General features: G+C 68.6%; 17 protein-coding genes. 7 read left to right on the plus strand and 10 right to left on the minus strand.

What is annotated here, in order from left to right; translation table 11 throughout:
• Positions 1 to 19 precede the first annotated feature (19 nt).
• Together BLU81_RS42540 and BLU81_RS42545 are read right to left on the minus strand one after the other, a co-directional pair.
• Complete coding sequence (locus BLU81_RS42540) at positions 20 to 301, minus strand: PLD nuclease N-terminal domain-containing protein (RefSeq protein WP_092554758.1); 282 nt, start codon at positions 299 to 301, stop codon at positions 20 to 22.
• Positions 302 to 366: 65 nt separating this feature from the next.
• Entirely contained in the window at positions 367 to 1,134 is a 768-nt protein-coding gene (locus BLU81_RS42545; RefSeq protein WP_092554760.1) for an SGNH/GDSL hydrolase family protein, read from the minus strand.
• A gap of 163 nt (positions 1,135 to 1,297) precedes the next feature.
• On the opposite strand from BLU81_RS42545, the gene BLU81_RS42550 reads away from it, so the two are divergent.
• Positions 1,298 to 1,675 carry a hypothetical protein gene (locus tag BLU81_RS42550; RefSeq protein ID WP_092554762.1) on the plus strand — a complete coding sequence of 126 codons (378 nt, stop codon included), beginning with the start codon at positions 1,298 to 1,300 and terminating at the stop codon, positions 1,673 to 1,675.
• Positions 1,676 to 2,204: 529 nt separating this feature from the next.
• Here the strand turns inward: BLU81_RS42550 and BLU81_RS42555 are convergent.
• Positions 2,205 to 3,191, minus strand: coding sequence for a LacI family DNA-binding transcriptional regulator (locus tag BLU81_RS42555; protein ID WP_231953785.1), 987 nt, complete (start codon positions 3,189 to 3,191; stop codon positions 2,205 to 2,207).
• A gap of 182 nt (positions 3,192 to 3,373) precedes the next feature.
• Here BLU81_RS42555 and BLU81_RS42560 point away from each other — a divergent pair, with 182 nt between their 5' ends.
• The 5 genes from BLU81_RS42560 to BLU81_RS42580 are packed head-to-tail and all read left to right on the plus strand — an operon-like array spanning position 3,374 to position 10,432.
• Positions 3,374 to 5,344 carry a beta-galactosidase gene (locus BLU81_RS42560; protein WP_092558442.1) on the plus strand — a complete coding sequence of 657 codons (1,971 nt, stop codon included), beginning with the start codon at positions 3,374 to 3,376 and terminating at the stop codon, positions 5,342 to 5,344.
• On the plus strand, positions 5,341 to 6,204 hold the full coding sequence (locus BLU81_RS42565) for a carbohydrate ABC transporter permease (protein ID WP_092554766.1): 864 nt from the start codon (positions 5,341 to 5,343) through the stop codon (positions 6,202 to 6,204). The genes BLU81_RS42560 and BLU81_RS42565 overlap by 4 nt, the downstream gene beginning before the upstream one ends.
• The gene (locus tag BLU81_RS42570; RefSeq protein WP_231953786.1) at positions 6,201 to 7,034 is read left to right on the plus strand and encodes a carbohydrate ABC transporter permease; all 834 of its coding nucleotides are present in this window, start codon (positions 6,201 to 6,203) and stop codon (positions 7,032 to 7,034) included. Before BLU81_RS42565 ends, BLU81_RS42570 begins: the two co-directional genes overlap by 4 nt.
• A 42-nt stretch (positions 7,035 to 7,076) precedes the next feature.
• Positions 7,077 to 8,396 carry an ABC transporter substrate-binding protein gene (locus BLU81_RS42575; RefSeq protein WP_092554768.1) on the plus strand — a complete coding sequence of 440 codons (1,320 nt, stop codon included), beginning with the start codon at positions 7,077 to 7,079 and terminating at the stop codon, positions 8,394 to 8,396.
• Entirely contained in the window at positions 8,393 to 10,432 is a 2,040-nt protein-coding gene (locus tag BLU81_RS42580; RefSeq protein WP_092554770.1) for an alpha-galactosidase, read from the plus strand. The genes BLU81_RS42575 and BLU81_RS42580 overlap by 4 nt, the downstream gene beginning before the upstream one ends.
• Positions 10,433 to 10,540: 108 nt before the next feature.
• Here BLU81_RS42580 and BLU81_RS42585 read toward each other — a convergent pair whose 3' ends face one another.
• The 3 genes from BLU81_RS42585 to BLU81_RS42595 are packed head-to-tail and all read right to left on the minus strand — an operon-like array spanning position 10,541 to position 13,600.
• The gene (locus tag BLU81_RS42585; protein ID WP_231953787.1) at positions 10,541 to 11,281 is read right to left on the minus strand and encodes a ferredoxin reductase; all 741 of its coding nucleotides are present in this window, start codon (positions 11,279 to 11,281) and stop codon (positions 10,541 to 10,543) included.
• Positions 11,251 to 11,850, minus strand: a complete 600-nt coding sequence (locus tag BLU81_RS42590; RefSeq protein ID WP_092554775.1) for a sulfite oxidase-like oxidoreductase — start codon at positions 11,848 to 11,850, stop codon at positions 11,251 to 11,253. The genes BLU81_RS42585 and BLU81_RS42590 overlap by 31 nt, the downstream gene beginning before the upstream one ends.
• Before the next feature lie 31 nt (positions 11,851 to 11,881).
• Positions 11,882 to 13,600: a S8 family peptidase gene (locus BLU81_RS42595; RefSeq protein WP_092554777.1), complete on the minus strand. Its 1,719-nt coding sequence runs from the start codon at positions 13,598 to 13,600 to the stop codon at positions 11,882 to 11,884.
• 127 nt (positions 13,601 to 13,727) lie between these two features.
• Here BLU81_RS42595 and BLU81_RS42600 point away from each other — a divergent pair, with 127 nt between their 5' ends.
• Entirely contained in the window at positions 13,728 to 14,162 is a 435-nt protein-coding gene (locus BLU81_RS42600) for a nitroreductase family deazaflavin-dependent oxidoreductase (RefSeq protein WP_092554779.1), read from the plus strand.
• Here BLU81_RS42600 and BLU81_RS42605 read toward each other — a convergent pair.
• The 4 genes from BLU81_RS42605 to BLU81_RS42620 are packed head-to-tail and all read right to left on the minus strand — an operon-like array spanning position 14,149 to position 18,007.
• The gene (locus tag BLU81_RS42605) at positions 14,149 to 15,333 is read right to left on the minus strand and encodes an adenylosuccinate synthetase (RefSeq protein WP_092554781.1); all 1,185 of its coding nucleotides are present in this window, start codon (positions 15,331 to 15,333) and stop codon (positions 14,149 to 14,151) included. The genes BLU81_RS42600 and BLU81_RS42605 overlap by 14 nt on opposite strands.
• The gene (locus tag BLU81_RS42610; protein WP_092554783.1) at positions 15,330 to 16,286 is read right to left on the minus strand and encodes a hypothetical protein; all 957 of its coding nucleotides are present in this window, start codon (positions 16,284 to 16,286) and stop codon (positions 15,330 to 15,332) included. The genes BLU81_RS42605 and BLU81_RS42610 overlap by 4 nt, the downstream gene beginning before the upstream one ends.
• A gap of 9 nt (positions 16,287 to 16,295) precedes the next feature.
• A complete protein-coding gene (locus tag BLU81_RS42615) occupies positions 16,296 to 17,261 on the minus strand; it encodes a molecular chaperone DnaJ (RefSeq protein WP_231953788.1) in 966 nt (321 codons plus the stop codon).
• Complete coding sequence (locus BLU81_RS42620) at positions 17,258 to 18,007, minus strand: NUDIX hydrolase (protein ID WP_092554784.1); 750 nt, start codon at positions 18,005 to 18,007, stop codon at positions 17,258 to 17,260. Before BLU81_RS42620 ends, BLU81_RS42615 begins: the two co-directional genes overlap by 4 nt.
• Positions 18,008 to 18,155: the final 148 nt, after the last annotated feature.

Here is an 18,155-nt window from a genome sequence, read left to right on the forward strand (position 1 = left end):
CACCGGGGGTGGAGGAAGATCAGGAGTCCCGCAGGGACTCGGCCAGCTGCCGGACGAAATCGGGATCGTCCTCCGGCCCCACCGGACCGGCCACCGGGGCCGGGCGGACGCCGGATCGGGGTCCGCGCCCGGCCCGGAACCAGGCCGCCGCGCCGAAGATCGGGCAGAGCAGGATGAGTACGGCCCACGCGCCCCGCGGGAACGCCTGGATCCGGGACCGTTCGGTGATCAGGCAGTCGATCAGTGCCACCACGGCGAACGCGATGACGACCAGGAAGATCAGCGTGTTCACTCGGGCCATGGCGACAATCATGGCGACCGTGGGCGGCTGATTCGGGTCCGCCCACGGTGCCGTCCGGTTGCCGGTCAGGCCGCGCCGCTGAGGGCGGGCAGGTAACCGTTGACGTACCCGCTGCTGTTCGGGTGGTAGGAGTTCTGTGGGGGAACGATCGTGAGGCCGTTGAGCCACGGGGCCGTCGAGCACACGCCGTGTCCAATGAACTCGTCCCGCACGTCGGAGTAGACGAACCCGGCCGCCTCAGCCCGCTGCTCGATCATCTCGTCGAGCACCCGGGCCCCGTCGTTTATCGACTTCCGCTTGGCGACGCTCATCTCGCAGAGCACCGACGCGGTGTCGAAGATCAGCGGGTACGACAGGACGACCACCCGCGCCCCCGGTGCCTTCGCCCGGATCGCGGCGTAGGTGGCGTCGAGCCTGCCGGGCAGCGTGTTCGCCACGTACGCCTTGCCCTGGTTCACCTTGGCCGCGCACGCCGAGTCGCTGGCGGTCAGGCAGGTGACGACGGTCGGGGCGAACCCGGCGTCGTTGCCGCCGATGGTGATGCTGACCAGATCCGCGCCGGACTTCAGCGCCGGGATCTGACTGCCGAGGACGTCGTCGGTGGTGGCGCCACTGCACGCCAGGAACTGGAAGGTGGCCGGACTGTTCCGGGCCGCCCATCGGGCCGCGTAGCTGTAGTCACTGCGCAGGCACAGCCCGGTCTGGCCGGGTGCGCCGACGCCGGACGAGTAGGAGTCGCCGAGGGCGACGTAGTCGATGCTCGCGGCCCGGGCGGGAGTGGCCAGGACGAGACTCAGGAGGGATGTGGTGACGAGGACGGTTACCGATCTCATCGATGACCTCCGACGTAGGTCACCGAACGGTAAGCCCGCCTCTCGTGAAAAGGAATCCGGTGAATTCGCTGTTACAAAGTAGTAAAGTTCATCGATATGACCTGGCTGGGTGGCTTCAGCTGATCCTCAGCGAGTTTCCAGATCCGCGCGCTAGCGTTCGATCATGCAAGAGAGCCGCGCCCGCCGAGTCGTCGCCAGCCTGCGTGAGCGCCAAGTGTTCGCCCACCTGAAACTCCCCAGCGCCGGCCGCTCCGGCTACGCCGTCCGCGTCGTCCTGCCCGACGGCCGCGAGGCGACCTGGGGCGACGACGGATCGGCAGCCCTCAAAGCCCAGGTGATGCGCGACGGCGTCCTCGTCGGCTTCGTCGACTCCATCCCCGGCTCCGAGGACTTCACCGAAGCCCAAACCGTCGACGCCATCGCCGCCGCCGACTACGACCGCCCGATCGGCCGCTCCCGCCCATCAGCCGGCCCGCACCGCCCACTGCCGCCCCCGCCACCACCGAGCCTCGCCCAGCGCCTGCGGGGCCTGAGAAGCTGAAGACCAACCCCTTTTCTGGTACGAGCCGACAGCTCTCGCCGCATCGGGGTCATCACGTGGCGGCCAGCGCAAGGCAGGCGCCACTCCGGGCCTTCTCGCGACCGCCGGGCCGAATGCGTTGGTCACCGCCAACCCCGAACCACCAGCCGAGCTGTCGCGTGCCGACCTGGGGCGCGATCCGACCCTCAGCTCGGCACGCCATGCCGCGCGGGCCGTTGTGTGCCGACTTGGGGTGCGATCCGGACCTCAAGTCGGCACGCCATGTCGGGCGAGCGGTTGTGTGCCGACTTGGGGTGCGATTCGGACCTCAAGTCGGCACGCATGTGGGGCTCGGGGTGGTGGTGACCACCGCATTCGGCCCGGCGGTCGCGGGGCGGTCTGGAGTGGCGCCTGCCTCGCGCTGGCCGCCACGAGACGACCCGGTTCGGCTAGAGCGTCTGATTCGTACCAGAAACGGGTTTTCGTGGGGGCGACTGCCGTGGGCGCTCGGGGTGACAGTGGGCACGGGGCCGGGCCGGCGGTCGGGGTTTCAGGCGGAGTCGCGCAGGACCAGGGGGGTGGGCAGGAGCTGCCCCACGGTTTCCGGGTTCTCACCGCTCAGCTGCCGGAGGACCGCCTGCGCGGCACATGAGCCGAGTTCCTTGGCGGGCTGGTGGACCGTGGTGAGCTGGGGCTGGCAGCGGACCGCCCACGTGCTGTCGTCGAAACCGACCAGGCCGACGTCACGGGGGACGTTGCGGCCCGCTTCGCGGAGGGCCTCGAGGGCGCCGGCCGCGATCGCGTCGGAGGCGGCGAAGACGCCGTCGATCTCCGGGTCGCGTTCGAGCAGGTCACGCATGCCTTTGACGCCGGAGCCGTAGTCGTAGTGCGGGACGTCGGCGACCAGCTCCTCGTCGAAGAGTGAGCCGAGGGCGGCACGGAAGCCGGTCAGGCGGTCGATGCCGGAGTCGCGGTCCAGGGCAGCGGCGATCATGCCGATCCGGCGGCGGCCGGTGGACAGCAGGTGCTCGGTGATGGCGACGGCCGAACCGACGTTGTCTATTCCGACGAAGGGGATGTTCTGCGCCAGGTCGGGTGGGTGGCCGATGAACGCGGCGGGCAGTGAGAGGTCGCTGATGACCTTGATGATCGGGTCTTTTGTTCTGGCCGAGACGACGATGGCGCCGTCGACGAAACCGCCGCTGAGGTAGCGGGCGACGCGCTCGTTGTCGCGGGCCGACTCGACGACCAGGCTGACCATCTGGTGATCGGCCAGGGACAGGGCGGCGTTGGCGCCCAGCATGATCGAGCCGATGTTGGGGTCGTCGAGAAAGAGCGAGTGCGGCTCGTGGGCGACGAACGCGACCGCCTGCGACCTGCGCATCTTTAGGGCGCGAGCAGCGTTGTTCGGCACATATCCGAGATCGCTCATGGCAGTCTCGATGGCGGCCCTGGCCTCGGCGGAGACGTATCCACCGTTGAGAACGCGGCTCACGGTGCCCCGGGACATGCCGACCGCGGCCGCGATGTCATGCACCGTGGCTCGTCTGTGGGGCTGTGGCCGCGACATGTACCAACAGTAGCCGCCCCGCTATTGACCTCGTCGCAGGCCAGTCCTACTGTGTGCACGTTCACACATCCGTAACCGCAGTTTAGGCTCGCGGAAATGTGTGCACGTGCACACATTTCTTGACCAGGAGTTCTATGAAAACCGTGAGCATGCCGCTCCCGGGCGTAAGCCTGGGATGCGACTACAACCCGGAGCAGTGGTCGCCTGACGTGTGGCGTGAGGACGCCGCCCTCATGCGACAGGCCGGGGTGGGCCTGGTGGCCGTCAACATCTTCGGCTGGTCCAACCTCGAACCCAGTCCGGGCAAGTACCGCTTCGACGACCTCGACCAGGTCATCGAACTGATGCACGCGAACGGCATCAAGATCAACCTGGGTACCGGCACCTCCTCGCCGCCGCCCTGGCTGACCGCGCTGCACCCGGAGGTGCTGCCGGTCGTCGAGGACGGCACGACCCGCTACCAGGGTGGCCGGCAGGGCTGGTGCCCGAGTTCACCGGTCTTCCGGTCCCGTGCGCTGGACCTGGTCGAGAAGGTCGCCGAACGGTACGGCGAGCACCCGGCTCTCGCCCTCTGGCACGTCTCCAACGAACTGGGCTGCCACAACGCCCTGTGCTACTGCGAGACCAGCGCCGAGGCGTTCCGGGACTGGCTGCGCGCCCGCTATCAGAAGATCGAGACGCTGAACGAGGCGTGGGGCACTTCCTTCTGGAGCCAGCGCTACGGCGCCTGGAACGAGGTCCAGGTGCCCCGCCTGACGCTGTCGATCCGCAACCCGGCCCAACTCGTCGACTTCCAGCGGTTCAGCTCCGACAACCTGCTCGGCTATTACCGGGCCGAGGCTGAGATCCTGCGCCGGCACTCGACCGTCCCGGTCACCACCAACTTCATGGTCACCGCGCACATCCGCAACCTGGACTACTGGTCCTGGGCGCCGGAGATGGACGTCATCGCCAACGACCACTACCTGGACCACCGTCTGGGCGAGCCGGTCGCGGAGCTGTCGTTCGCCGCCGACCTGACCCGTGGGCTGGCCGGCGGACGCCCGTGGATGCTGATGGAGCAGGCGGCCGGCGCGGTCAACTGGCAGCCGCACAACCTCACCAAGGCACCCGGCGAGATGATCCGTAACTCGCTGACCCACGTGGCCCGCGGCGCCGACTCGCTCTGCTTCTTCCAGTGGCGGGCGTCGGCCCAGGGCGCCGAGAAGTTCCACTCCGCGATGCTGCCGCACGCCGGCACCGACACCGTCGCCTGGCGTGAGGTGCTCAAGCTGTCGGCGATTCTGGACCGGATCGGCGAGGTGGCCGGTACCGAGGTCGAGTCGGACGTCGCTCTGCTCTTCAGCTGGGACTCGTGGTGGTCGGCCGAGGGGGAGGCCCGCCCGTCACAGGCGGTCACCTACCTGGACCAGGTGCACGCGAGTCACCGGGCACTGCGTGAGCAGGGCGTGACCGTGGACGTGATCGCTCCCGGCACCGACCTGAGCCGGTACAAGCTGGTCGTGGTGCCCTGCCTCTACATGGTGTCGGACTCCGACGCGCAGGCGATCACCGACTACGTGTCGGCCGGCGGGAACCTGGTGGTCACGTTCTTCAGCGGCATCGTCGACGAGCGGGACCGGATCCGGCTCGGCGGCTACCCCGGAGCGTTCCGGGACGTGCTGGGGGTGCTGGCCGAGGAGTTCGCGCCGTTGCGGCCCGGGGACGAGGTCACGTTGAGCAACGGTGCGACCGGGACGCTCTGGACCGAGCGGCTCCGCACCACCACCGCCACCGCGATCGTCACGTATGAGGACGGCCCGATGGCCGGGCTTCCGGCGGTCACCCGCAACCAGCACGGCGCGGGGACAGCTTGGTATATCGCGACAAATACGCGGTTGTCTGATTTGCTCAAGGAGGCGGCTGACGTCGCCATGGTGAAAACCCACAAAGAAGACAAAAACCTTGAAGTGGTACGCCGGACCGGCGGTGACCGCAGCTACCTCTTCGTCATCAACCACAGCCCCGACCCCGTCGAGCTCCCCGCGACCGGCCACGACCTGATCACCGGCCAGCCGGTGATCGGAGCGCTGCACGTCGAGGGCGGCGGCGTCGCCGTCATCCGGGAGGAGGCATCGTGAAGGGCAAGAAGGGCCCACTCCTTTTCTTCATCGCGCCGTTCGGCCTGCTGTTCGCGGCCTTCTATCTGGCCCCGATCGGCTACGCGATCAAGCAGTCGCTGTACAAGATCGAGCGCCAGGGCACGTTCGGTAAGGCCCAGGAGGTGTTCGGCGGTCTCGAGCAGTACACCCGGGTCTTCGCCGACGGCCCGTTCTGGGGATCGATCGGCCGGGTGCTGCTGTTCGGCATCGTGCAGGTGCCGGTCATGCTCGGCGTCGCGCTGGCGCTGGCGCTGCTGCTGGACTCCGGCCTGGTCAAGGGCAAGGCGTTCTTCCGGCTGGCGTTCTTCGTGCCGTACGCCGTCCCCGGTGTGGTCGCCGCCATCATGTGGGGCTTCCTCTACTCGCCGAACCTGTCCCCGTTCACCCCGCTGACCAGCAACGTCGACCTGCTCTCCGCGGACTTCGTGCTCTGGTCGATGGCGAACGTGGTGACCTGGATCTACGTCGGCTACAACATGCTGATCATCTACTCCTCGCTGCTGGCGATCCCGCAGGAGGTGTACGAGGCGGCCCGCATGGACGGAGCCGGAGCGTTCCGGACGGCGTGGTCCATCAAGATCCCGCTGGTCATGCCGGCGATCATCCTGACCACCGTCTTCTCGATCATCGGCACCCTGCAGCTGCTCGCCGAGCCGGCCGTGTTCCGCACCTTCAGCTCCGCGGTGACCAGCACGTACACGCCGAACCTGACGGTGTACTCCACCTCGTCCATCCCGAACTTCAACCTGGCGGCGGCGTTCTCGGTGGTCCTGGCCCTGGCGACCTGCCTGCTCTCGTTCGGCTTCCTCAAGCTCACCCAGCGGGGGGCCGACAAGTGAAGAACGTCAACCGCATCGGGCCCATGGTCGTCATGGGCGCCGCGACCCTCTACTTCCTGGTGCCGATCTGGTGGCTGCTGGTGGCCGCGTCCAAGAGCCGCACCCAGTTCAACAACACCACACCGCTCTGGTTCGCCGACTTCTCGCTCGGCGACAACCTCAGCGAGCTGTTCAACTATCGCGACGGTGTCTTCCTGCGCTGGATGCTGAACAGCGTCCTGTACACCGGCGGCGCCGCCCTGATCGGCACCGTCCTCGCCGCGATGTGCGGATACGCCCTGGCCAAGTACCGGTTCCCGGGCCGGGAGGCGATCTTCAACATCGTCCTGAGCGGGGTCCTCGTGCCGGCCACCGCGCTCGCCCTACCGTTGTTCCTGATCTTCAGCCAGTTCGAGGCGACGAACACCTTCTGGTCGGTCTTCCTGCCCAGCCTGGTGAACCCGTTCGGCGTCTACCTGGCCCGGATCTACGCCACCGCGAGCGTCCCGGACGAGCTGCTGGAAGCGTCCCGGCTGGACGGCTCGGGCGAGATCCGCACGTTCTTCACGATCTCCAGCAAGCTGATGTTCCCGGCCCTGGTGACGATCTTCCTGTTCCACTTCGTGGCCGTCTGGAACAACTTCCTGCTGCCGCTGATCATGCTCGGCAACGAGCGGCTCTTCCCGGTCACTCTCGGCCTGTACTCCTGGAACACCCAGGTGAACCAGATTCCCGAGCTGCGGATGTTCGTGCTCACCGGCGCTCTCGTCTCGATCGTCCCGCTGGTGATCGCGTTCCTGTTCCTGCAGCGCTTCTGGCGCAACGGCCTCGGCTCCGGCGCCATCAAGTAACCCCTGAAATCACAGAAGATGAGGATCAAAGTGCGTCCACCCATGCGATCGCTCAGCGTCCTGCTGACCTCGGCTCTTGCCCTCGCCGCCTGCTCGTCCGGCAGCGACACCTCCACCGATGAGGCGACCGACGCGGGCAGCTGCGCCCCGTCGACCGGCAACGTCGAGCTGACCTACACCACCTGGATCCCGGGGATCGAGGACGTGGTCAAGCTCTGGAACGACAAGAACCCGACGATCCAGGTCAAGGTGCAGACCGGCCCGAACGGCAACGGCGGCACCTACGCCAACTTCTTCAACCAGCTCAAGGCCGGCAACGCCCCCGACCTGGGCCACATCGAGTACGACGCGCTGCCCAGCTTCCGCGTCCAGGACGGCCTGACCAACCTGGCCGCCTGCTCCGAGGTGACCGCGGCCAAGGACAAGTTCGTCGACTGGACCTGGGGTCAGGTCACCTTCGGTGAGGACAACTCGGTCTACGGCATCCCGCAGGACACCGGCCCGATGGCCATGTTCTACCGCAAGGACCTGTTCGAGAAGAACAACATCGCCATCCCCACCACGTGGGACGAGTACACCGCCGCCGCCGAGAAGGTGAAGACCGCCGGTGGTTACATCACCAACTTCTCGCAGAGCGACATCAGCCAGTTCGCTGGTCTCTCCTGGCAGGCCGGCGGCCGCTGGTTCGCCAACGACGGCACCAAGTGGACCGTGAACTTCCAGGACGACAACACCAAGAAGGTCGCCGACTACTGGCAGAACCTGATCACCAAGAAGCTCGTCTCCAGCGTCCCGCCGTGGACCACCGAGTGGGACAACGCCTACAACAAGGGCAACGCGTGGACCTGGGTCTCCGCGGTGTGGGGCGCCAACTCGATCATGTCCGGTGCGCCGGACACCTCCGGCAAGTGGGCGGTCGCCCCGATGCCGCAGTGGACCGCCGGTGGCACCTCCGCCGGTAACTGGGGTGGCTCGTCCACCGCGGTCTTCAAGACCTCGAAGCACCCGTACGAGGCGGCCAAGTTCGCCCTGTGGCTGAACACCTCCGACGAGGCGCTGACCGCGCTCAACAAGGCCGCCCAGCTCTACCCGGCGACCAAGTCCGGCGCCACCCTGCCGGCGCTGACCGAGGGTGTCGAGTTCTACGGCGGCCAGAAGATCTACGAGGTGTTCGCGACCGCGTCCACCCAGGTCGCCGCCGACTTCGCCTGGGGCCCGACGATGACCGACACCTACGCGACCGCCTCGGACGGTTTCAAGGCCGTCGTCTCCGGCACCGGCACCCTCAACGAGGCGCTCCAGACCTCGCAGACGAAGACCATCGCGACCCTCAAGTCGCAGGCCATCCCCGTCGCCGAATGACCCTGTTCCACCTGCGCGCCGCGGGCACCAGCCTTGTGCTGGACGCCCGCGGCGTCGCGCCGTTGATCCTGCACTGGGGTGCCGACCTCGGCGATCTCGACGTCACGGCCTGGGCGGACGCCACCGTGCCGGCCGTGCCGCCGAGCTCGATCGACGTACCCCTGCGGTTGTCCCTTCTGCCGTCGCTCTTCGAGGGATGGAGCGGGCGTCCGGCTCTCACCGCGGGCGGTCCGCTGCGGCTGGTCGCGGCTGACGAGCGGAACCGGGCGATTTCGGTACGTTCGGAGAACGGCACCACCGAGGTCCTCAGCGAGCTGAAACTGTCCTCCGAAGGCGTCCTGCGGGTCCGGCACTCGCTGACCAACCGCGGGGACGCCGACCTCGCCGTCCCCGGCCTGGACGTGCTGCTGCCGATCCCGGCCGAGGCCGCCGAACTGCTCGACTTCACCGGACTGTGGTGCCACGAGCGGCAGCCCCAGCGGCTCCCGCTGCGGCACGGCGTCTGGTCCCGGGAGAGCCGGCACGGCCGTCCCGGTCACGACGACGCGTTCCTGATGGTCGCGGGCGAGCCCGGGTTCGGGTTCGGCAGCGGGCGGGTCTGGGCCGCTCACCTGGCTTGGAGCGGCGACAAGCGGATCTGGGCCGAGCGCTCGGCCCTCGGTTACGGCGTCCTCGGAGCCGGTGAACTGCTCGCCCCCGGCGAGGTGTCCCTGCGGCCGGGGGAGACCTACGAGACCCCGTGGCTGATCGCGGTCCACTCGGAGACCGGCCTGGACGGCGTCTCGGACCGGCTGCACCCGTGGATCCGCCGGATGAGCCCGCTGAGACTGCCGCGCCCGGTCGTGCTGAACACCTGGGAAGCCGTCTACTTCGACCACGACCTGTCGATCCTTAGCCACCTGGTCGACGGTGCCGCCGAAGTCGGCGTCGAACGGTTCGTCCTGGACGACGGCTGGTTCACCGGCCGCCGCGACGACAAACGCGCCCTCGGTGACTGGTTCGTCGACACCGAGGTCTGGCCGGACGGCCTGCACCCGCTGATCTCCCGCGTCCACGAGCGCGGCATGGAGTTCGGCCTCTGGGTCGAACCCGAGATGATCAGCCCGGCGTCGGCGCTCGCCGCCGCTCATCCCGACTGGATCCTGGGCGGGGAGACCGGCCCGACCTGGCGCTGGCAGCGGGTCCTGGACGTCGAGAAGGCCCACGACTACCTGCTGGAACGCCTGACCGCGCTGCTCACCGAGTACCCGATCGCCTTCCTCAAGTGGGACCACAACCGGGACCTGCTCACCCCGGGGGACGCGCACCGGCAGACCCGGGCGCTCTACCGGCTGCTGGCGGCCCTCAAGACGGCCTTCCCGCACGTGGAGATCGAGAGCTGCGCCTCCGGCGGGGCCCGCATCGACCTCGGGATCCTGCCGCTGGTCGACCGGTTCTGGACGTCCGACACCAACGATCCCCTGGACCGGCAGTCGATCCAGCGCTGGACCGGTGTGGTGATTCCGCCCGAATATCTCGGCGGGCACCTGGGCGACGGCGTCGCCCACGTCACCGGGCGCGCCTCGGCACTCGGGTTCCGGCTGGCCACCGCCCTGTTCGGCAGCGCCGGCATCGAATGGAACCTGACGAAGGCGTCGGCGGCCGAGAAGGTGGACATCGCCGCCTGGATCACCGAGCACAAGCGGCTGCGGCCGCTGCTGCACACCGGCCGGGTGGTACACGCCGACACCCCCGACCCGGCGCAGCAACTGCACGGTGTCGTCGCCCAGGACCGGTCGCACGCGGTGTTCGCCCTGGTCACGGTCGGCACCCCGGCGGCCGCGCTGCCGCCGCCGATCCGGTTCCCGGGCCTGGACCCGGACCGGCTCTACACGGTCCGGGCGATCGGGGTCCCGCCCCGGGTCATGCAGGACGCCCCGCCGCCGTGGCTGGCGAACGGCGTGACCCTGCCCGGCCGGGTCCTCACCACGGCCGGTCTGCCGGCCCCGCTGCTGGTCCCCGACCAGGCACTGCTGCTGGAACTGACACAGCCCTAGCGTGGTGACTTGCGGTCAGATCCGAACCCCAGGTCACCACGCGAAGGCGCAACCGGCCTGGTGTGGTGACTTGGGGTTCGATTCGAACCCCAAGTCACCACGCGGAACTCAGGCTCCGCCGAAGCGTTCGGTGCGGACTCGTTTCGGGTCGTGGCCGAGTGCGACCAGCATGTCGGCCACGACCTCGACGAACGTGTTCGGTCCGCAGACGAAACAGTCCGGCTCGAAGTCTGGCGGCCAGACGTGACTGTTGACCACCGCCACGTCGATCCGCCTCGGTGCGACCGGCCATCCGTCCGGCACCTCGCGGCTGTAGACGAAGTGCACGTCCAGCCCCGGATCCTCGCGGGCCCGGCGGCGTAACTCGTCCGCGTACAGGACGTCGGCCGGGGTTCGTACCGCATAGATCAGTTTGAAGATCTGCCGACCGCGGGCCCGGATCATCGCCATCAGCGGCACGATCCCGGAACCGCCGGCGATCAGGGTCACCGGCGCCGTCGACTCGGCACGCCAGACGAACCAGCCGCCGATCGGGCCGCGCACCTCGATCTGATCCCCGGCCACGACGACGTCGGTGAGGTACGGCGACACCTCGCCGTCTTCCAGGCGCTGCACCGAGATCTCCACCGTCGTGGAGTCGGCCGACCAGGCCGAGGCGATCGAATAGCTGCGCTGGGCCTGGTAGCCGTCCTCAGCGGTGAGCCGGATGTCGATGTGCTGACCGGGCAGGTGGCCGGACCAATCCGGGATGTCGAGCACCAGGGTCCGGGCGGTGCCGGTCTCCTCGCGTACGTCCCGGACGGTGGCCGCCTGCCAGGTCAGTCGCCGTGATACCGCTGCTCTTGCCACGGGTCTCCGTACATGTGGTAGCCGGCGTTCTCCCAGAATCCCGGCTCGTCCTCGTGCATCATCCGCAGCCCGTCCACCCATTTGGCGGACTTCCAGAAGTACAGATGCGGGATCAGCAGCCGGGCCGGGCCACCGTGCTCGGGGTGCAGGGGCTCGCCGTCGTACTCGTAGGCGATCCAGGCCTTGCCGTCGAGCAGGTCCTCGAGGGGGACGTTGGTGGTGTAGCCGCCGAAGCTGTGTGCCATCGCGTAGTCGCCGGCGGTCTCCACGTCCTCGAAGAGCGTGTCGAGGGAGACGCCCTTCCAGCCGGTGCCGAGCTTCGACCACTTGGTCACGCAGTGGATGTCGACCGTGATCTCCTCGGCCGGCAGCGCGGTGAACTGCTTCCAGTCCCAGGTGTGCTTCTCGCCGATCTCGGTGATGATCGAGAAGTGCCACCGATCGAGCGGGATCTTCGGCGTCGGCCCGGCGGAGAGCACCGGGAAGTCGTGCGCCAGATATTGACCGGGAGGCAGGTCGGGCGACGGCTCGCGCCGCCGCCCGCCGAAACCCCGGGAGATGATGCTCATGGGGTACGAGTAAACCGCACCGTTGTTACGTTCAGGCCTTGACCGTGCCGCTGGTCACGCCCACCACCGTCTTGGTGGAGGCCAGCACCACCCGGTAACTGCCACCCGCCACCAGCCCGGTGATCTTGCGGCTGGCCGTGGCGCTGTAGGTCTTCGCCGTCGACCACTTGCCCTTGACCAGGCGCTGCAGGGTCATCTTCTGCCCGGTCGCGCCGGTCACCTTCACCGTGATCGCACCCTTGCCGGACTTGGTGGCCTTGACCGCGGCCTTGACCGTGTACGCCACCGAGGCGGTCGGCGACTCGACCGAGTCGTCCCCGGAAGCCACTTCGAGCGAGATCTGGAACGTGCCGGTCGCGACCCGGCTGACCACCACCTCGCCGTCGGAGTCGGTGGTCACGTCGTCGCAGCCCTGGTCGACGCCGCCGATCGTGAGGCAGAGTTGGGCGTCCTGGTCGGCGTAGGCCTCGTCACCGGCGGTCACCGAGAACGTGGTCTTGGTCTTGGTGCCGTACGTGACGGTCTTGTCCTCCTGGTCCACGGTCACCTCGGGCCGCGGCGAGTCGTCGTCGCCACCGTCATCGTCGCCACCGCCGGCACCGAGTGACTCCAACGCTGCCGCCGCGTCGATGCGCCCGTTGCCGAAGTCATTGTCGAACCCCGTGGTGCCCAGGTCGACCGCGGTGTTCTCGAGCGTCTCCTCGATCTCGTCCGGGGTGATCGCCGGCTGGTACGCCTTGAGCAGTGCGGCGACCGCTGCCACGTGCGGCGACGCCATCGACGTGCCGTTCGCCGTCGAGTACTTGCCGCCCGGCACGGTGCTGACGATGCCGGTGCCGGGCGCGGCCACGTCCACGTAGTCGCCCTCGTTGGAGTAGACGCCCACCTCGTCGCTGGAGTCGGTGGCGGCCACCGCGATCACGCCGGGGAACGCGGCCGGGTAGCTGACCGGGCTGCCCTCCTCGCGCTCGTTGCCGGCCGCCGCGATCACCGTGACACCCTTGTTGCGGGCGTACGCGATGGCGGTCTTCTGCGCGGTGTCGGCCTCGGTCCCGCCGAGCGACAGGTTGATGACGTCGGCGCCGTTGTCGGCGGCCCAGACGATGCCCTCGGCCGTGTCGGAGGTGAATCCCTCGCCGTTGGCGTCGAGCACCTTGACCGGCAGGATCTCGGCGTCCGGCGCGATCCCGGCGATGCCCTTGCCGTTGCCGGCGATCGCGGCGATGGTGCCGGCCACGTGTGTGCCGTGCCCGTCCACGTCGGTGTCGCCACCGGCGACGTCCTCGATCGCGTCGTACCCGGCCAGGACCTGACCCGCCAGATCCGGGTGGGTGCCGTCGACGCCGGTGTCGATGACGGCGACCACCACGCCGTTCCCGGTGCTCGACTCCCAGGCGTCCGGGACGCTGATCTTGGCGAGGTCCCACTGTTTGGTGCGGTAGGGGTCGTTGTCGGCCGGCACGTCGAGGGCGTGGACCCGGGAGTCGACCTCGACGGCGACCGTGGCGCTCTTCTGCACGGCGGCCGCGGCGATCCTGGTGGCCTGTGCCGCGCTGCCGGCGACCTGCACCGAGAAGACCGGGCGGCCGGTGGCGTCCAGGCTGGTGGTCACCACCCGGACCGGGGACGACCCCGAACCGTAGGAGACCGGACTGAACGCCTGGCTGCCGGTGGGCAGTGCGAACACGCCCACCGCCGCCGCGGTGACCGCCACGATTCCGCCCGCGAGGAAGTTGCGCCGTACCCGCATCCGAGTCCACCCTCCGTCTGGAGCCGCCGCGCTCACGCCGGCCCGTCGGGATAGAGATTGAGGCCGGCGAAGTGCGAAGCGGGCTCGCCCCGGGTGCGATCCGGGTGCGCGAGGTAGGGTCGGATTCATGCCGTTGACAGGTGAATACGCCCCCAGTACGTCGGATTGGGCCCGCGATCAGGCGGAGAAGTACGAGTCCACCGGCGGTGCCGAGGGCAACGACATCATGGGTAAGCCGATCATCGTGCTGACCAGCGTCGGTGCGAAGAGCGGCCTACTGCGCAAGACTCCGCTGATGCGGGTCGAACACGACGGGGAGTATGCCGTCGTCGGTTCGCTCGGCGGCGCCCCGAAGAACCCGGTCTGGGTCTACAACCTGCGCAAGAACCCGCTCGTCGAGCTGCAGGACGGCGAGGTGAAGCGGGACTACACCGCCCGGGAGATCACCGGCGCGGAGCGGGACCTGTGGTGGGAGCGGTCGGTGGCCGCCTTCCCGCAGTACCACGAGTACACCAAGAAGACCGACCGTCTCATCCCGCTCTTCGTGCTCAGCCCGGTCTGAGTTTCTTGTCCGCCGAAGTCGGGCCGTAAGACTCCAGGTAAACCGGCGCGCCCAGCTCGGTGGAGATCGCGTCGCACCAGTCATCGGGGCGAAAGGTCTCCGCCGGGCGGGCCGCCGCCAGCTCGGCGCCGAGACGTTCCTGGTGGTCCAGGTCGCGGAACGGTCCCGGGTCGATCCTTTTCCCGATGTCGTACGACGTACAGATCCGCAGTTCGGGACAGCGCTCCGGGACGTCCAGGTGGGTGATCGCGAGCGCGTCGACACCGCCGGCCACCTCGATCGCGTATCGATGGGCGACCGCGTCGAAGTGCCCGGTGCGGAAGGCGCCCTGCCACCGATCCCGGCCGTTGTGCCGCTCGGGCAGGTCCAGGCTCGGATCCTCGGTGACGAAGGGCCCGGCGCCGTGGCGAGTGGTGTATGTCCGTACCACCCCGAGTCTTGAAAAAGCCGGACAAATTTCTTGAACGTTGTCAAACGTCGTCGTCGACCACGTGGTGTACGGGTGCCAGCCCCGCCACTCGTCGAGCAGCACCCCCTGCGCACCCTCGAAGACACAGGGACCTTCGCAGAGTAGACGGGACGTGAACTCGCTCCCGACGATCCGGACCGTCTCGCCGAACGCGGTGAACGCCTCCACCACGTCGTCGAGCGGCACCTCGGGATCGTCGTAGAAGTCGCGCAGCGCCGCGAACCGGCGGCGCAGACGTGCGGGGGAGAGGACGTCGCTGACCCGTGGGGCGTCGGCGTGGCTCAACGCGTACGACATCGTCTCGCCCACCCCCATCCCGCACGAACCGTGCCGCGAATCGCCCCGCCCGATCTCCCGGCGGTGGTTCGCCCGGCGATGCCACGGCGTGGCGAGCAGCGCGTCGCCGTCCACGGTGAGCAGGTGAAACGGGTTGCCGAGCGCCGCCGCCTCACCGGCCAGCGCCAGCGGATCCACCACCATGAACCGGGTCAGGTGGGTCGGCACCCCGCGCAGCGTGCCCGACCCGAACTGGGCGAACGTGTGGTGCCGCCCGTCCTCGGTGATGACGTTGTGTGCCGCCTGCGCTCCCCCGTTGAAGCGCAGCACGGCCCGTCTCGGCTCCGCCGCGCAGAGTGCGTCCACCACCGTGCCCTTACCGGCGTCGCCGTAGCCGAGGTCGACCACGGCCACGTGCCCGGTCACAGCCGCTGGTTCCCGCCCGCGCCTCCGGCGATCTCGAAACCGGCCCGGACCACCTGGGTACGCTGCAACGGCGCCAGCGCCCGCTCCACCGATCCGCCGGCCCGCGAGCCCACATCGGTCAGGTCGGCGATGCCCTCGTCCAGGTCGATCGCGTCCTCACCGAGCCCGACGGTCAGCGCGATCGTCTCGCACACCGCGTCCAGGTCGTCGAGTTCCAGCACGTTCTGCCCGAGCAGTTTGCGCCAGCGGCCCAGCACCTCACGGTCGCCGCTGTGGTGGGCCGCGGTCGGCAGGATGTAGTAGACGTCGTACTTGCGCTGCAGTTCGGCCAGGATCGTCTCGGTGGGGATCGCCTCGCTCAGCTCGTCACCGATGACCGCCTTCACCTCACGCGGCTTGACCCGCGGGTACGGCATCTCGTCGCCGATGATGAACAGGTAACCCCGCCGGCCCCGGTTGATCATCGAGTCCATCAGCGTGTGCCGGGCCATGAAGTAGAGCGCCAGCTCGTACGACTCGTGTTTCTGGCCCCCGCCGCCGCCCTCCAGGACGATCTTCTCCAGGTGCGAGTCCATCCGGTTGTCCGACTCGAACTGCCCGAGCTGCAGCGGCGCCCGGTCACAGGTGGCGTCCCCGATCGCCCCGAACATGATCTGCGGGTCGACCGCGTAGCTCTTGCGGGTCAGCAGGCCCAGCAGCTGCGGCAGTTTCGTCTGGAGCACCCGTGGGACGTTGCCCATCGAGCCGGTCACGTCGAACAGCACGGCTATCGGGGTGCTGAACGGGTGCTCGTCGCTGTCCCGGCTCTCCCGCATGAACACGCCGTTCGGGTTCAGGTCCGGGTGGACCGTCCGGGCGCCGCCGTCGCTGTACGCGAACGGGCTCACCCCGGTCGCTGAACGGTAGTTCGCGGCCGCCGTGTAGACATCGGTGGACCAGTGTCCGCTTCCCATTTTGTCCTCCTAAGGAACGAACGGCCGGAACTTGCGCGGGCCGTAAAGCCGGTTAATCAATTCGTCGAACTCGCCCAGCAACGCCCAGGCGTCCTGGGGCCGCATCCGCGGCGCGTCGTACATGCAACCCGCGGCGAACCGCCTCATTTCGGCGGGCATCCGCGGCCCGATAAGCCGTGCCATCAGGCCTGTTGCCATGTAGATGTCGGTCGCGGGACCGGCGAGTCGGTCGTTGCGCACCTCCGGCGGATAGTCGGACACTCGTGCCTTCACTATCGCCGCAGGTCGATGTCCCGCATAGCACCAGTCGACAAGCACCAGACCGTGTTGCTCCGGATGGATCAGCACGTGCTCTTCAAGGACCGCCCCGTGCGTGACCCCGGCCCGGTGCGCCCAGCCGAGCGCGGTCAGCAGCCGCCGCCACATCCAGGCCACGTCCCGCGGGTCCCGCGATGCCCGGCCGACCTCGGCCAGACTGATCATCCCGGCCTGACGGGCCAGCACGTTGACCCGGCGCCGGCGGCGCTGCTGGTCCTCGACGACGAAACTCTCGATCAGCCGCGGCGCGTAGGGCCGGAACTTCGGGTCGCCCTCACTCCACAACCGGCGCAGCGCGGTCGCCTCGGTCTCCATCAGATCGTTGTCGGCCGGGTCCCGCGGCACCTTGACCAGGACGTCACCGTCCACGTACAGCTCGGCCAGATCGCCGCTCGCCTGCACCCGGTCCATCCGGTAGCAGCGCCGACGTCCTTGCAGGACCGGCCCCGCCGTCTTCCCCTTATAGAGGTCCGCGAGCTTGGCGAAGGCGTTCGTCGCGGCCGCGCGGTGCGCCGCGCCCACGGTGTCCGGGTGGACCAGCTTCGCCCATTTCCGGTACGCGTGACGCTCGCCGAGTTCCTGAAAGTCGTCCGCCGCGGCGATTCGGGCCACGGCCTCCTCGAACGACAGCGTCTCGATTCCGGCCATCGTGATCATCGCACCCGGTCCTCCCGCGTCGGGCGGAGCAGAGCCGGGTGCAGCAGCCGGGCATCTCCCGCCCGGTACAGCTTCGCCTTCGGCCCGCCCCGCTCTCCTCCCTTGGCCGTCGTCTCGCCGGTGCTCTCCACGAACCCGGGAACCGACAGCACCTTGCGGTGAAAGTTGCCGGCGTGCAGCTCCTCGCCCCACACCGCCGCATACACCTGCCGCAACTCGCCGATGGTGAACTCGGTGCCGGTGAAGGCGGTGGCGAGTGGCGTGTACTCCAGTTTGGAACGGGCACGCTCGAGTCCGTCGGCGAAGACCTCGTCATGGTCGAAGGCCAGGTCTTTCGCCTCCTGCACGGGCACCCAGTAGGCGCGGGCCGCGTCACTGCCGGCGGTCGGCTCGGGCAGGCTCGGTGCGAACGCCAGGTAGGCGACCGAGACGACCCGCATCCGGGGGTCCCGGCCCGGGTTCCCATACGTCCGGAGCTGCTCCAGGTGGACCCGGTCGAGATCGTCACGCCCCGGGGTCAGCCCGGTCTCCTCGGCCAGCTCCCGCAGGGCGGCCCGGGCCAGCGACTCCTCCCGGACGAACCCGCCCGGGAGGGCGCTCTGGCCGGCGAACGGCTGACGGCCCCGCTCGACCAGCAGGACGCACAGCTCGCCGCCCCGGATGGTCAGCGCCACGACATCCACGGTCACGGCGACCGACGGATAGTCGCGGGGTTCATACGCCGCCAGGAAGCTCGCCTCGTCCATCCCTACTCTCTCCCTTGTTCTTCTCGTTCTGAGTTTTTCTTAAATTGAGTATTACTCGATCTGAGTACAACCTAGCGCCCGATCGTCGTTCCGTCAACGCCGGTTTCGGCTGGTCGGACTTATCCGGTTATCACTGGAAAGCGAATGT

This window comes from Actinoplanes derwentensis (assembly GCF_900104725.1).
Taxonomy (GTDB): Bacteria; Actinomycetota; Actinomycetes; order Mycobacteriales; family Micromonosporaceae; genus Actinoplanes; species Actinoplanes derwentensis.